Genomic DNA, 15159 nt, shown 5'->3' with positions numbered 1-15159 from the left:
TGAATGCCGCAAACGCGGCTCACTCAGCGAAGAGCTGTTCAGCGCATTGCATGAAGCCAGGCCGGGCTTTTATCAGCTAAGCCGCATTTGTGCGGCAGACAGTTTTATTCCGCTGGGCGCGGCTGCTTATACGGTATTGCCGTCGAAGCAGCAAATTATCGATAAGGTCCATCAATTGCTAGTTAACCAAACCTCAGCATGAGCAACAGACACCTATGAGCCAGAAAAAAACTGCACTGGTAGTATGCCCGGGCCGCGGCAGCTATAACCGGCCTGAGCTGGGGTATCTCAGCCGGCATCTGAGCAGCGCCCATCCTTTTTACCGGCAACTGAGTGAGTTTGATGCGCTGCGCCGTGAGCTGGAACTGCCTACGATAACAGAGCTGGATAGCGCCGCCAGTTTCAGCAACCGTCTGCACCTGAAAGCCGACAATGCGGCGGCATTAATTTTTGCTGCCGGCCTGGCCGATTTCAGCCAGATTAACCGCGATAAGTACGACATCGTTGCTGTTACCGGTAATTCTATGGGCTGGTATACGGCGCTCGGCTGTGCCGGTGTCTGGCAGGGCCGGGACAGCATGCGGCTGGTTAGTGCTATGGCGCAGCTGACTGCGGAGGCAGCCGGTGCCCAGTTTATCTATCCGCTGGTCGACAGCGACTGGCGGGTTGAGCCTGATAAGCAGGCCCGGCTGGCCGAGCAGTTATATCTGCACCGGGGCGCGTTGTTTATGTCGATAAGCTATGGCGGTTATGCGGTACTGGCCGGCACTCAGAGCGCTGTGCAGCAGGCGATGCAGGCATTACCCCCCTGTGATGAACGCTTCCCGATGTTATTGGCCGGTCATGCCGCTTTTCACAGCCCGCTGATGCAACCGGCCGCGGATCAGGCCTTGTCGCGTTTTGCCGCGACATCATTTGCCACACCACAGCTGCCACTGATTGATGGCCGTGGTGTGATCTGGCCCCGGCAGCTGGCACAGGCCGCCGCCTTAAAAGTGTATACCCTGGGCCAGCAGGTAACCGATACCTTTTATTTCAGCCGGGCCATAGCAGTAGCGGTAAAAGAGTTTGCGCCTGAGCATATTATATTACTGGGGCCGGGCAGCAGCCTTGGCGGCGCCGTGGCGCAAAGTCTGATTACCATTAACTGGCAGGGGCTTAGCAGCAAACAGGATTTCAGCCGCGCCCAGCAGGCTGAACTGCCTTTTGTACTGAGCATGGGCTTGCCAGAGCAGCGCCAGCTGGTGGTCTGACAGCGGGCTGCTTTGCCCCGGCCAGTTAATACCGCCCTGAGTTCACCGGTAACAGCCTGCCATCTGGCGCAGCTGAGATTTTTTCACTTGCTAACATACAAGAGTGTATGTATATTGCCGGGCTAAACTGGCCCCCGTCAACAGAGGCTGCGGCGCCAGCAACCGGCACCATTTTTTCGTCGAACGATGTCAATACAGGACTCTTTATGCAAGTTTTTAAGCCCCGGGCTAACCCACTGTCCCTGACTGCCGGCATGACGCTGCTGGCAGGGGTGTTGCTGCTTACCGGCTGCGGCGAGCCCGCTAAGCCGAACGGACAGCAGGCGGCAGCGCCTGAAGTGGCGGTGGTCAGTTTAGTCAGCCGTCCGGTTGAGCTGACCACCGACTTGCCGGGGCGCACCACTGATTTTCGCCAGGCAGAAATCCGGCCTCAGGTCAGCGGCATTTTAAAGCAACGGCTGTTTACTGAAGGTCAGCAGGTTAGTGCTGGCCAGTTGCTGTACAAGATTGACCCGGCGCCTTATCAGGCGGCGCTAAGCAGTGCCGAAGCCGCCCTGAGCAGTGCCAGGGCTATCCGGCATAATGCCAGTTTAAAAGCCGGGCGGATTAAAGGTTTGCTCGGCAACAAGGCCATCAGCCAGCAGGATGCAGATGATGCCGACGCTGCATTGATGCAGGCCGAGGCGGCAGTGGCCAGTGCGGAAGCGGCATTACTGACTGCCAGGATAAACTTAAACTATACCGATATTACCGCACCGATCACCGGCCAGATAGGCCGCTCGGCGGTCACTGAAGGGGCGCTGCTGACGGCCAATCAGCCACAGGGCCTGGCAACCATCCGTCAGCTTGATCCTATTTATGTAGATTTAACCCAGCCGGCCAACGAGCTGTTGCTGCTGAAAAAGCAGCTGCGCGCTGATACGCCGGCAGAGGAGGCCAGTCCGCTTAAGGTCGAGCTACTGCTGGATGATGGCAGCCGTTACGCTGAGCCGGGCCGGTTGCAATTCTCTGAAGTGAATGTTGATCCGGGTACCGGCATGGTAACCTTGCGCGCCGTATTTCCAAATAAAAACGGTGACTTACTGCCTGGTATGTTTGTCCGGGCCCGGCTTTATCATGGCCGGATTGACCAGGCAATCTTAGTGCCGCAACAAGCCGTCAGCCGCACGCCAAAGGGCGATGCAACAGTGTTGCTGGTTAATGCAGACAATCAGGTAGAGCAACGGGCGGTGACCCTTGGCAAAAGTTACGGTCAGCACTGGCTGGTTATTGATGGGCTTGGCGAGGGCGATCGGGTTATCGTTGCCGGCCTGCAAAAAGTGCGGCCGGGCGCCACCGTCAGCGTTGTCAGCGCGACAGACGGAGACTAAGCCATGGCTAACTTTTTTATCAGCAGGCCGATTTTTGCCTGGGTTATCGCCATTGTTATTATGCTGGCCGGTTTACTGGCCATTAAGCAACTGCCGATAGAGCAATATCCAAGGATCGCCCCACCTGCGATCAGTATCAGCGCGACATACCGCGGCGCCTCTGCGCAAACGGCGGAGTATGCGGTCACTCAGGTGATAGAACAGGCCATGAATGGCCTGGATAACCTGATGTATATGTCGGCCAATACCGACTCGTCCGGTAATGTCAGCCTGACCCTGACATTTGAAACCGGTACCGATGCCGATATTGCCCAGGTACAGGTTCAGAATAAGTTGCAACAGGCGCTGCCACTGCTACCACAGGAAGTGCAGCAAAATGGCGTGCGGGTAGCAAAATCCAGTGGCGGTTTTCTGATGGTCATTGGCTTTATTTCAGACGATGGCAGTCTGGAACGTGATGATATTGCTGACTTTGTTGTAGCCAATATTAAAGATCCATTAAGCCGCACCACCGGGGTTGGTAATGTGCAGGTATTTGGCAGTCAGTATGCGATGCGGATCTGGCTCGATGCCGATAAGCTGAATCAGTACCAGCTAACGCCGGCCGATGTGACAGCGGCCATCCGGGTGCAGAATAATCAGGTGACGGCGGGCCAGCTAGGCGGAGCGCCAGCTTTACCGGGCCAGCAGTATAATGCCGCTATACTGGCGCAGACCCGGCTGACCTCTGCTGAGGAATTCGGCCAGATATTACTGAAAGTAACCAGCGCCGGCGCTACCGTGACTTTAAATGATGTCGCCAGGGTTGAACTGGGCGGCGAAGACTATTCGGTGATTGCCCGCTATAACGGCAAAACAGCGACCGGTTTAGCTATCGAGCTGGCGACCGGTGCCAACGCGCTGGATACGGCGGCAGCGGTAAAAGCGAAGCTGGCTGAACTTGAGCCTTATTTTCCCAACGGGTTAACGGCGGTGATCCCTTATGACACCACGCCCTTTATTGAAGTCTCGATAAGTTCCGTGGTGCAAACCCTGATTGAAGCGATTATTCTGGTTTTTCTGGTGATGTATCTGTTTTTGCAGAACCTGCGCGCCACGTTAATTCCAACGCTGGCGGTGCCCGTGGTACTGCTCGGCACCTTTGGGGTGATGGCGGCGTTTGGTTTTACCATTAATACCCTGACCATGTTTGGTATGGTGCTGGCCATCGGCTTGCTGGTCGATGATGCCATCGTCGTGGTGGAAAATGTCGAACGGGTGATGAGCGAAGAGGGTCTGGGGCCGGTTGAGGCCACCCGCAAATCTATGGGCCAGATCACCGGTGCCCTGGTCGGCATTGGTCTGGTGTTATCGGCAGTTTTTGTGCCCATGGCCTTTTTCGGCGGTGCTACCGGTGCGATATATCAGCAATTCTCGATTACCATTGTCACGGCAATGGCCTTGTCGGTGCTGGTGGCCCTGATTTTTACCCCGGCATTGTGCGCGACCATGCTTAAACCGATAACCCGCGATCATCAGGCCAGGCGTGGCTTTTTCGGCTGGTTTAACCGGGGTTTTGAGCGCAGTAATCAGCAATATCAGCGCGGTGTCGCCGGTATGCTGGCGCGCCCTAAACGTTCGATGCTGATTTACGCCATGATTGTTGCGGTGATGGCGCTGATGTTTACCCGCTTACCGACCTCATTTTTACCTGAGGAAGATCAGGGGGTGTTTCTAAGCATGGTCCAGCTACCAACGGGTGCCAGCCAGCAGCGTACTGAAGCAGTAATGGATAAAGTCGCTGGCCATTTTGCCACCGAAGACGCCGTGGAGTCGGTATTTACCGTGTCGGGCTTCAGCTTTGCCGGCCGGGGTCAGAATATGGGCCTGGCGTTTGTGCGGTTAAAAGACTGGGACCAGCGTGGCCCTGCCGACAGTGTCCAGGCTGTGATCGGCCGTGCCTGGGGCTTTTTTGCTACCGTAAAAGAAGCGCAGATCTTTGCCTTTAACCTGCCACCGATTGCTGAACTTGGCCGGGCAACCGGTTTCTCGTTGTTTTTGCAGGACCGTGGCGGCCTGGGGCACGATGCGCTGCTCAGCGCCCGCAACCAGTTGCTTGGTATGGCCGCACAACAACCTAACCTGCTTGGGGTGCGGCCCAATGGCATGGAAGATGCGCCACAGCTTAAGATTGAAATAGACCAGTTAAAAGCCCGGGCACTGGGCGTGGCGCTTAGCGATATCAACCAGACTCTGGCGATTGGCTGGGGCTCGACCTATGTTAACGATTTTACTGACCGGGGTCGGGTGAAAAAAGTGTTTGTGCAGGCTGAGCCCGAGTTTCGGATGACGCCGGAAGATATTCAGCGCTGGCATGTGCGTAACAGCAGTGGCCAGATGGTTAGCTTCAGTGCGTTTGCCCGCAGCGAATGGGTGTATGGACCACAGCGGCTGGAACGTTATAACGGCGTTGGCGCAATGGAAATTCAGGGGCAAGCTGCGCCCGGTACCAGCTCGGGTGATGCGATGGCGACGATGGAACAGTTAATCAGTCAGTTGCCACCGGGGATCGGCTATGAGTGGACCGCCACCTCCTATCAGGAAAAATTATCAGGGGCTCAGGCACCGGCATTATATGCGCTGTCGATTCTGGTGGTGTTTTTATGTCTGGCGGCCTTATACGAAAGCTGGAGTGTACCCTTTGCGGTAATATTAGTGGTACCACTGGGTATTATCGGCGCATTAACGGCAGCTTATCTGCGTGGTATGGGCAATGATGTGTATTTTCAGGTGGGGCTGCTGACCACAATGGGGCTGGCCTCGAAAAACGCCATTTTAATTGTTGAATTTGCGAGGGAACTGGAGCGCCAGGGCCGGCAGCTTAAAGAGGCCATTCTGGAAGCGGTGCGGTTAAGGCTGCGGCCTATTATTATGACATCGATGGCGTTTTCATTAGGGGTGTTGCCGCTGGTGATAAGCTCGGGTGCCGGTTCGGCCAGTCGGAATGCCATTGGCACCGGTGTGCTGGGCGGCATGATCTCAGCAACGGTGCTGGCGATATTTTTAGTACCGGTGTTTTATCTGGTGGTGATGCGGCTGTTGCAGCCTAAGCGGACATGAGCAGCAGGTTTAAGCAGCGCTGAGCAGACCCGCCGTTATTAACCGCCGCAATCAGCTGGCCAGGGCGAAGGTCAGGTAGAAGGTCGTACCCTGACCCGGCGCTGAGACAAAAGAGATATTGCCATGCATCGCGTGCATTAACTCCTGTGACAGCGCCAGACCAAGACCAGTGCCGCCCTGCTCCCGGGTGTTGCCGGCATTTTCCTGGGCAAACCGCTGAAAGATGCGTTGCTGAAATTCGATAGCGATGCCCGGACCGTTATCTGCGACAGCAATCACAACACTGCCGTCTTGCTGCTGCAGGCTGATGCTGACCTCGCTTTGTTCCGGCGAAAATTTAATGGCATTGGACAAGATATTAGCTAAAACTTGCAGTAAGCGGTTTTCATCGACCAGCGCCACGGTGGCGGTGTCTGCCGGCGCCGGAATATAACGCAGCGTCACCCGGCGTTTCAGGCCGTAGGGCGAGTTTTCTGCGACAGCCCGCTGCACAATTTTATCAATATCATGACGTTGAATATTAAATACCATCTGGCTGGCTGTCAGCTTTTCCAGATCGAGTAAATCGTTAATCAACAGGGTTAACCGTTGACTGTTACTATTGGCAATATGCAGTAATTTCTTTATTTTCTGCTGGTCAGCGCCCAGTGCGCCGGACAGTACCAGGTTCAGCGCGCCACTGATGGAGGTCAGCGGGGTGCGCAGTTCATGGCTGACGGTCGAGATAAACTGATTTTTCATTAAATCAAGGTGCTGCAGTTCCTGATAGGCATCTTGTTGTTTTTTCAGGCTTTGCTCAAGCTCTGCGGTGCGCGTTGCAACGGCCTGTTCCAGTAACACATTGACCCGTTTCACCTTATTGACATGCGATTTCACGATATAACTGATTAAAACGATAATGGCGAGCGCCGTTAACACCTGGACGCTGGTGCGCTGCCACCAGTGCGGCTGAACGATGAGTTGCAGCTGACTGGTTTCGCCGCTGAAAATTTGCTGGTTATTGCTCGCTTGCATCATTAGGGTATAGGTGCCCGGGTCCAGACTGGTAAAAGAGGCAATATTGCTGTTAGTAAGCGACTGCCAGTGCTGGTCATAACCAACGAGTTTATATAAATAACGGTTTCGGACCGGGTTATTAAAATCGAAACTGGCAAAATGAAATTCTATCCTTGATACCTCGGGCGGTACGGTGACTGACGTAAGCGGGGTTAACAGCCCACTGGCGGTGGCAGGCTTTTGATCGAAGGTCACTTTGGTGATGGCCTGGGCAACCGTTGGCAGCGGGTCCGGCAGCCGCTTGGCTGCCACCAGCTCAAGGCCGGCATCTGAACCAAAATACAACTGGTTATCATCCTCGGCCACCGCAGCAAACATCATTTCGTCACTGTTTAAGCCATCACCCCGATTAAAATGGGCAACAGTGCCATCTGGCTTGATCAGATCAAGACCGGCGGTACTCATCACCCAGATATTATTCTGACGGTCGGTGTAGGCCCCAACCAGCGATTTACCGGCAAGACCGCTATTGGTATCGATGAGCTGCACGGCACCGGTATCCAGGCTGATGCGCAGTAAACCCTGTTCAGAGCAAACCACCACACTGTTCTCTGGCGCATGAGCAAGACAGGTTAACTGGCCGGTAAAATCGGGCGCCAGTAATAACGAGCTGTTGAGCGCTTCTAGCGGCACCACTTGATAGGTTTGACGGTTGACTAAATACAGCCCGCTCAGCCGGCTTGCCAGCCAGATATGCTCAGGGGTAACCAGCATAGCCTGAATGGCATCTCCGACCATCTGCTGGCTGATATCAGCTAAAAAATGGCTGACGCTCTGGCTTTGGTTATCAAACAGTAAAACGCCATTATTCCAAAGGTTAATCAGGGTTTTATTGTCATCGGTAAACCGGATATCCCGGGCGTTTTGTTGTGGCAGATCCAGCGCAGTATAAGGCGTGGCAAACCGGGTAAATTCATGCGCTGTCGTATCATACCGGAAGATGCCATTGTCGCTGCCGACCCAGATCAGATTATCCGGCGCGCGGCGAATCACATTTATCCGGCCGGGAATATCAAACTGTTGCAGCTGCCCGCTATGGTGAGAAAACCGGCTGACGCTGCCGTGCTGACCGAGCCAGAGCTGCTCAGAGTCCGCCAGAATACTTAACACCGGGGCGTTAATGGTGTTTTGTAACGCAGCCAGTGCCGGATCTGCCGTGTTTTGAAACGCACTGCGCTGCCGTGTTTTAAAATATAAGCCACCTTCCCGGGTACCGACCCAGGTCACCTGACTTTTATCGATAAAAAAAGTCCGGACATTAATATGCTCAAGTTCAACGTAATTTTGCTGAAAACGTCTGATAAATTCCCGCTGCACCGGGTTAACCGAATAAATGCCGTTAAAAGTGCCGACTAATAAATTACCGTCAAGGCTGACACTCAGGGCATTAATGACCGGTAACACCTCGCCGTCGGGCAGCGCAACCTGCAAAAAACGCTGCACTGCTGGTTGATAGACATACAAACCGCGGGCGGTGCCGACCCACAGCTCGGTACCAATCACCTGCAATGCCCGGATCACGTTATCGGCTTGGTGATTACTATCAGGTAATAACGGCGGGCCGAAACCTGTATCGTCGCGCCAGGCTAGCAAGCCGCCTGACGTGGCTATCCACAATGTATGGTCCGGGGTCTGGGCAAAATCCCAGACTCTGCTGCTTGGCAGGTTATCAGTTATTTTATCAATCCGGAGCAGGCCGGTTGTCTCGTCATAACGATTGATACCTTCGGTCGTGCCAACCCAGACCCGTTGCTGGTTATCGGTAAACAGTTTTTGCACAAACGGGCTTGCCAGCGCATCAGCTTCGCCGTCAAACAGCTCAATTCTGCCACTGCCGGCATGAATTTTTGCTAAGCCGTAGCCCCAGCTGCCGGCCCATAAGTTGTTTTGCCGGTCAAAGGTAATGGCATCAATATCCGGCACCGATCGGAGTTTGGTCAGGGTGGTATTTAACAGTGGATGTGGCTGAAACTGATAACCGTCAAATTGCATTAAACCGGTATTGGTTGAGGCGAGCCAAAGATAGCCCTGATTGTCCTGGGTAATACTGTAGATACCAACATTAGGTAAGTTATTGTCTATCAGTACTTTTTCAAAATTACTGGCATGTGCTGCTGCCCCCAGCAACGCAGAGCAGACAAGATGACCATATGCCAGTATTGTGATAAGCCGCTTTACAATCAAAGACATCAAACTCTGTTACCGCTGACACTAAAGCTTCAGTGTGTTTGATGCTGTAAACGAACGCAAGGTTCAAAGGAAAAATTCTGCGTTGTCAGCAAGACTAAGCACGTTTTAAACCAAGCAGCATGGCGTCAATTAACCTGGGCGCATGCTGCATTAGATCGCATTGCTGCGGCTTTAATAAAAAGTGGCTGATAATACCGCCGACGTACATATGCAACGCAACCGCGGCCAGTCTGGGGCAAATGCCCGGACGTAGCATACCGGTTTGCTCGGCGCGCTCAAACGCACGCTGCATCACTGCCACGGCTTCTTCATCCAGTTTATCCTGCTGCGTGACCGCCGGATTCAGCTCGTCAATATATTCACAGCGGTGAAACACAATGGTCAGGACCCGGTGATGTTGTTCACTGGAGGCAATCAGCCGCAGGCCATTTGTCATTAACTCGTGCAACTGACTGAACGGATCGGCATCGGGATTACTATCAACAACACTGAGCAATTGCTGAAACGGCAGCCGCACCCGCTCGAGCATGGCATTAAATAAGTCGGCTTTATTCTGAAAGTGCCAGTAAATCGCGCCGCGGGTTACCCCGGCTGCGGCGGCAATTTTCTCCAGGGTAGTACGGGACACGCCGTGCTCAAAAAACAGCAGCTCGGCTGCATCTAAAATAGCGGCACGGGTGCTTTCAGCTTCCGCTTTGGTACGTCTGGGCATCGTTAATCTGGCCGGTAACAATAAAAAAACACATGGCGTTATACTAACAGATCAATGCCGTGAGCTCTAATGGCAATCCTGCACAGCAATTCACTGATTATTTAATGACAAAATCAAAATACTGGTCGGTATACACCGGTGGCTGATGGGTAAAATGCCACCATTCCATGCTGTACACTTTAAACCCCGCCTGCAGCATAATGGTTTCCAGTAATTGCCGGTTGGCCTGCTGCGCTTTGCTGATAGTGGGGTTGCCGACATTGGATACCGGGTCAAACATATCAAAGGCTGAGCCCATATCCAGCGGTTGCCAGTTGCCGGCTTCATCTCTGGCGGCCAGCGTTAAATCGAGGGTGCTGCCGCGGCTATGGCCAGATTTTTCAGCGATATATTCGCCAACTAACTGGTCTTTCCCCAGGTTCGGGTAGTACTCGGCTTTGGTGCGGGTATCGGTTAAATCGCTGGCCCAGCGCATAAAGTGGTTAACCGCCCGCTGTGGCCGGTAGCAATCGAAAATCCACAGCGTTAACCCTCTGGCCGCCGCAGCCTGCTGCGCCTTGATCAGCGCATTGGCGGCGTTTTGCTGTAAATAGCATTTATTGGCCTGATAGCCATCCACCGGGCTGCCAACAAAGTTATTACTGCCAAGGTAGGCCATATGAATTTGCGCATCGGGTATCAGGCTGGCGACATCGGTAAAGTCGCCGGGTACTGCCGGCTCAGCGTGTTCACTGGCAGACACCACAGCGCCTGGCAGCATCTGCAGGGCAAGCATTGTTAACAGGCCAAACTGCTTAAACGGACATCGCTTCATATCATTATTACTCCGGCAATCACAAAGCTGATTAAGGCGATGACACCACACACCAGCGCATAGGGCAGCTGGGTTTTTACATGCTCCAGTAAGTCACAGCCGGCGGCGACTGAGCTTACTGCGGTACTGTCGGAAATCGGTGAGCAGTGATCGCCAAACACCCCGCCGCTTAAAATCGCGGCCAGGATAAGCTGTGGCGGCAGCCCCAGCAGGCTGACCATCGGCATGCCGATTGGAATTAGAATAGCAAAGGTGCCCCAGCTGGTGCCGGTGGTAAAGGAAATTAACGCGCCGGCTAAAAACAGCAGCGCCGGAATCAGTACCTGTGGCAGGTTTTGATCAACAATGCTGGCAATAAAGGTACCGGTGCCCAGCAGTTTTAAGCTGGAGCCCAGCGCCAGCGATAACAGCACTATGGTCACCAGCGGCAGTAATTCACTGATGCCTTTAAAGCCGATATCGACCAGTTGCTGATGCTTAAAACGCCGGCTTAGCAGCATCATTGCATATACCACCACGCACGACAGCGCCGTGGCATAGAGCACTGATTTAGAACCTGAGCCCTGCACCAGCTGGCCATTGCCGGTAAGCAGCATAAAGCCGAGCATGGCGCCCACCAGGGTGACCAGTGGCACTAACATATAAGACGGATGGCTGGGGGCGGTTTCAATTTCGCTGTGATGCGACAACGTATGCAGCTGCTGCTCGGATTTACGCATCGGCCCGTACACCTTGCCACTGATAATGGTATACAGCACCACTATTAAGGTGATAAGCGCATAAAAATTAAGCGGAATGGTGCCAATTAAAATGGCGACCGGGCTTTGCGGCAAATCGTAGGTGCTAAGCAGCCCCAGAATATAAGCGCCCCAGCCATTTAATAAAATTATAATGCAAATGGGGGCGCTGGTACTATCTATAATATAGGCCAGCCGGGCCCGGCTCATTTTAAATTTATCAAACAGGCCGCGCGAGCTGATACCGGCGGTCAGCGAGCTTAAATTAGACTCTATAAAAGTCACACTGCTGATAAAAAAGGTCAGCAAACCGGCCTGGCGGCCGTTGCGGGCAATGCCTTTATTAACCAGCATCGCCACCGTGGCCGACACCCCGCCCGAATAGCGCATATAGGCCAGTAAGCCACCGACCAGCAACGAGAACATTAAAATGCGGGCGTTATCGGCATCACCGGTAACAGCAATAATCCGCTCCAGGGTCTGGATACTGCCATCCAGTAATAAACCGGCGCCAAAGCTCTGGCCGCTTTGCAGAAAAATTAGCAGCTCTGAGGTGCAAAGCGATAACAGCAACGCCAGGATCACTTCTTTGCGCCACAGCACCACGGCAATGGCGACGACCGCCGGAAGCAGGGTTAACCAGTCAGCCACCTTAGGCTCCTTTTTACTGTTTTTATAAAGTTACTTAGAGACATTTACTTTTATACAGATAAGCATGTCAGCGGGCAAGCCGGCTGCTGGCGTTTTAACGGTTTTCTGCTTTACTTAGTGGGCTTTAAATAATGTAATTTGACTTAATTTTTACCCAGAAGTTTGCCTTCGTGGTTCGGTATGCAGTAAGCCGGTGAAATGCAGTATCAATAACTTCATTAACAGGGAGTGTCGGTTATGCGTTTTGTTAAATATGCGGTGGTGCTGTTGCTGTTTTGCAGTTTTCTGGCTGAAGCAACTCTTGTTAGAGGTGGCGGCCGAGCCTCAGAAACCTCAACCCGGCCTCAAAGCTATAGCTTATTTGATAACAGTTATTTTAATGGTCGCTATCTGCAGGCCGGTGCCCCTGCGATTAACAACGTTAGCTTTACGATTGGTGATTTACCGTTGCTGGCCGTGCCGGAAGACTGCTGGCTGATTACCGATATGCTGCCACCACCGGAATACTGGCAGGAAGAGCCTTGTTATTACGAGTTTAAGCTGGGCGAGCAACTGGATTTTGAAGGCGCGCTGCTCTGGGATTTCCCGGCTGCTTTTGCTGCTGAGTTTAGCTGGACCCTGACTCAGGGCGAGCAAAGCTGGGCGTTTGCCGCTTCTCGCGAGAATGGCTTTAACCCCGCTGCCGCCATGCCGGCTGATTTACTGCCAGGCGAATACTGGTTAACGTTTAGCAGCACCTTTCTTTCGGGGCCGGACCGGGACTTTTTTTACCGCAATGATCGCGATGAATGTTTCCCGGTGTTTCTGGAAGACGGTGATGAAAACTGTTACTACGACAATGGGGACCGCTCTGATGTACTGAGTTTTAGCTCGCCATCAGAGCAGGTATTTATTCTGGAACAACGGGCGGTGCAGGTGCCTGTGCCGTCGACCTTCAGCTTATTTGCCGGTTTAGGGTTGCTGCTGGTTGGCCGGCGCAAGCTGTTTGGCACGCGACAGCACTAGCTGGCGCTGTTCATTAAGGGCATTTTCCAGTTGCTGGCGCAGCGGCGCCAGCTGCTCATCCGGGAGGGTGGCAAAAACAGGGTCTTTAAAAGTCCACCACTCGCGCCAGCCATAGGCCAGTGCCTGCTGCAGTTCTCGTATGGCCAGTTTATTATTGCCCTGAAGCGCAGCCAACCGTGCTGCCAGATGATTTATGTAGCTATCCCGCAGTTCACTTTGCAGCGCATCGCTTAGTTGCTGCTGACAACGGGACAGCAGTACCTTTGCTTTCTGCTCTTGTTTTTGTTGTTTAAGCGCCCAGGCTACTTCAATTGCCGGACTGCACATTGGCATCGCAAATAACTCTTCTTCACTAAATGCCGGGTAGCTTTGCAGCAATAGATCAATTGCAATATGTTGTTCACCAACTAACATCTGGTACCAAGCTGTCCAAAAAATTAGCCAGGAGTCATTCGGTTGAGCAGCCATCAGAAACTCCATCTTTTTGAATAAAGCTTGATAGTCTCCCTGTCGGAGCAGGTTATTGGGATCATTCTTCAGCTCAGGATGGTCTGATGCTAGATTAAGGGTTAGCAATAGAGATTGATAATTTTGTTTATAGGAGAGATTGTCTGGTGATAACTGCCAGGCCTGCTGCCAATGAAACAGACTATCAGCCAGCAAGCCCTGATTAAAGGCCACCAACGACATGCCGACATGGCCCAGAGGTGATTTGGGAAAGTCTTGTAATAACTGGTTAAAGCTGGCAGTCGCCTGCTCAAACTGGCCACGGATCGCCTGTTCATAACCGCGGTTATACAATACTGCAATCGACACCGGATCCAGCTGATAAGCCCGCTCCAATGCTAGCAGCGACTCATCATATTTACCTTGCTGTTTTAGCAACAGATACTGCCACATATGCGCTATTGCCAGGTTGGGGTTAAGGGCTATTGCCTGCTGATAAGCGGCCAGTGCCGGCGCATATTGCTGTTTAAGCTCGAGCATTTTGCCCTGAATGGCATAGGCTTCAGCCAGCTGTGGTGCGCGGCGCAGTGCTTTTTCCAGATATTCAGCAGCCAGTTTAGTGGCGATATCCACGTCAATAATGCCAAACTCTTTACTGCCATCACTTAGCAGCAATAAGGTATCAGCCAGGCCAATATAGGCCAGCGCATATTCCGGATCCTGGGCGATGGCCTGTTCAAATAAGCTGCGGGCCTGCTGCATCGCCTCGCTGGTTTGCAGCCGGTACTGCTCGCGGGCCTGTAAATAGCTGACATAAGCATCAGCGCTTTGGGTGCTGGCATTGGCGGATAAATCTTTAAGCGACAGGGCGTTGGTTAAATTTGCCTGCAGCGCATTGGCCACCGAGCGGGCGACTTCAGTTTCCAGCGTGAATATATTTTTCAGCTCGCGCGTAAGCTGCTGGCTCCACAACGTCTGGCCGCTCTGGCCATCGAGCAGCTGCAGCCGGATATGCAGTTGCTGCCCCGTCAGGCCGATACTGCCGCTAAGCAGGGTCGCGACATTAAGCCGGCTGGCGATGTTGGTTGGGCTTAATTGCTGGCGGCTTAATACCTGACCAGAGCTGGCGGCGGCCACTGTTAAGCCCGGGCTGCGGGCAAGCTGGCTGCTGATTTCCTCGGCCAGGCTGTTAGCCAGTAGGGCCACATTGCTGTTATCAGTCTGGTTTAGCGAGGTAAAGGGCAGCACGGCAACAGAATTGGCCGCCAAACTTACCGGTTCTGCTGTCGCGACAGGCCGGCTTAGCAGATAATACTGATAGCCCAGCAGGGCACAGCACACTGCCAGCAGCAGTAAGCCGCTTTGCTGCTTAGCGCCAAACGTTGCCGGCGGCTGGCCATCAGCACTGGCAATTAGCTTAAGCCGGCCTTGCTGAAGCTGATAATACCAGGCCAGATAACAGATAACCGGCACCGCCGCGACCAGGCTGATGGCAATAATGTGTCCGGGCAGCGGCGACAGCTGCAACAGCTGGCTGACCACCGCCACCACCTGCAGCGCCAGCCAGACGATAACCAGGTACGCCAGCACGGTGCTAATGACCTTGCGCCGGTGCACTTGCTGATAAAACTGCCGGAAGCTCACCACAGTTAATCGTTCCTGCTGCCCAAACCCTGGTTAAGTTTAGCCCAGCTACGCTGACTATGCGCTGTACTCGCGGCTATGTTATGGTTAACATTTGTACCTGTCATCATATTCAGCGCAATGCAGCTGATAACGGGGCAGCGATAATCAATAAAGCGGATAACAGTGAGGATGCCATGTT

The 15159-nt window shown here is 53.4% G+C and carries 10 protein-coding genes; 5 read left to right on the top strand and 5 right to left on the bottom strand.

The genetic code is table 11. The annotated features are described in order from the left end of the window. The 4 genes from R3177_RS07730 to R3177_RS07715 form a co-directional block, all read left to right on the top strand. On the top strand, nucleotides 1-202 hold a 202-nt coding region (locus R3177_RS07730), incomplete at its 5' end, for a hypothetical protein (protein ID WP_318970463.1). A gap of 13 nt (nucleotides 203-215) precedes the next feature. Further along, entirely contained in the window at nucleotides 216-1253 is a 1038-nt protein-coding gene (locus R3177_RS07725; RefSeq protein WP_318970462.1) for a malonyl CoA-ACP transacylase, read from the top strand. A 206-nt stretch (nucleotides 1254-1459) separates the two neighbouring features. After that, a complete protein-coding gene (locus R3177_RS07720) occupies nucleotides 1460-2623 on the top strand; it encodes an efflux RND transporter periplasmic adaptor subunit (protein ID WP_318970461.1) in 1164 nt (387 codons plus the stop codon). Nucleotides 2624-2626: 3 nt separating this feature from the next. After that, complete coding sequence (locus R3177_RS07715) at nucleotides 2627-5722, top strand: efflux RND transporter permease subunit (protein ID WP_318970460.1); 3096 nt, start codon at nucleotides 2627-2629, stop codon at nucleotides 5720-5722. Nucleotides 5723-5773: 51 nt separating this feature from the next. On the opposite strand, the gene R3177_RS07710 is transcribed toward R3177_RS07715, so the two are convergent. The 4 genes from R3177_RS07710 to R3177_RS07695 form a co-directional block, all read right to left on the bottom strand. After that, a complete protein-coding gene (locus tag R3177_RS07710) occupies nucleotides 5774-8968 on the bottom strand; it encodes an ATP-binding protein (protein ID WP_318970459.1) in 3195 nt (1064 codons plus the stop codon). Between the two features lie 94 nt (nucleotides 8969-9062). Next, nucleotides 9063-9680 carry a TetR family transcriptional regulator gene (locus tag R3177_RS07705; RefSeq protein ID WP_318970458.1) on the bottom strand — a complete coding sequence of 206 codons (618 nt, stop codon included), beginning with the start codon at nucleotides 9678-9680 and terminating at the stop codon, nucleotides 9063-9065. 97 nt (nucleotides 9681-9777) lie between these two features. After that, on the bottom strand, nucleotides 9778-10494 hold the full coding sequence (locus R3177_RS07700) for a M15 family metallopeptidase (RefSeq protein WP_318970457.1): 717 nt from the start codon (nucleotides 10492-10494) through the stop codon (nucleotides 9778-9780). Further along, complete coding sequence (locus R3177_RS07695; protein WP_318970456.1) at nucleotides 10491-11882, bottom strand: Na+/H+ antiporter NhaC family protein; 1392 nt, start codon at nucleotides 11880-11882, stop codon at nucleotides 10491-10493. The genes R3177_RS07700 and R3177_RS07695 overlap by 4 nt, the downstream gene beginning before the upstream one ends. 237 nt (nucleotides 11883-12119) lie before the next feature. Between R3177_RS07695 and R3177_RS07690 the strand changes: the two genes are divergently transcribed. After that, nucleotides 12120-12887 carry a hypothetical protein gene (locus R3177_RS07690; RefSeq protein WP_318970455.1) on the top strand — a complete coding sequence of 256 codons (768 nt, stop codon included), beginning with the start codon at nucleotides 12120-12122 and terminating at the stop codon, nucleotides 12885-12887. Here R3177_RS07690 and R3177_RS07685 read toward each other — a convergent pair. Next, nucleotides 12834-14978, bottom strand: coding sequence for a tetratricopeptide repeat protein (locus tag R3177_RS07685; protein ID WP_318970454.1), 2145 nt, complete (start codon nucleotides 14976-14978; stop codon nucleotides 12834-12836). The two genes, R3177_RS07690 and R3177_RS07685, sit on opposite strands and share 54 nt — an antisense overlap. Nucleotides 14979-15159 lie beyond the last annotated feature (181 nt).

Source organism: Arsukibacterium sp. (assembly GCF_033722355.1).
In the GTDB taxonomy this organism is placed as follows: domain Bacteria; phylum Pseudomonadota; class Gammaproteobacteria; order Enterobacterales; family Alteromonadaceae; genus Alishewanella.
This window is presented reverse-complemented; position numbering and strand designations above follow the sequence as displayed.

Bases quoted from the DNA above. Each gene is read 5' to 3' on its own strand.
- R3177_RS07710 (WP_318970459.1), bottom strand. From the start codon at position 8,968: ATGTCTTTGATTGTAAAGCGGCTTATCACAATACTGGCATATGGTCAT.
- R3177_RS07705 (WP_318970458.1), bottom strand. From the start codon at position 9,680: ATGCCCAGACGTACCAAAGCGGAAGCTGAAAGCACCCGTGCCGCTATT.
- R3177_RS07720 (WP_318970461.1), top strand. From the start codon at position 1,460: ATGCAAGTTTTTAAGCCCCGGGCTAACCCACTGTCCCTGACTGCCGGC.
- R3177_RS07700 (WP_318970457.1), bottom strand. From the start codon at position 10,494: ATGAAGCGATGTCCGTTTAAGCAGTTTGGCCTGTTAACAATGCTTGCC.
- R3177_RS07690 (WP_318970455.1), top strand. From the start codon at position 12,120: ATGCGTTTTGTTAAATATGCGGTGGTGCTGTTGCTGTTTTGCAGTTTT.
- R3177_RS07725 (WP_318970462.1), top strand. From the start codon at position 216: ATGAGCCAGAAAAAAACTGCACTGGTAGTATGCCCGGGCCGCGGCAGC.
- R3177_RS07715 (WP_318970460.1), top strand. From the start codon at position 2,627: ATGGCTAACTTTTTTATCAGCAGGCCGATTTTTGCCTGGGTTATCGCC.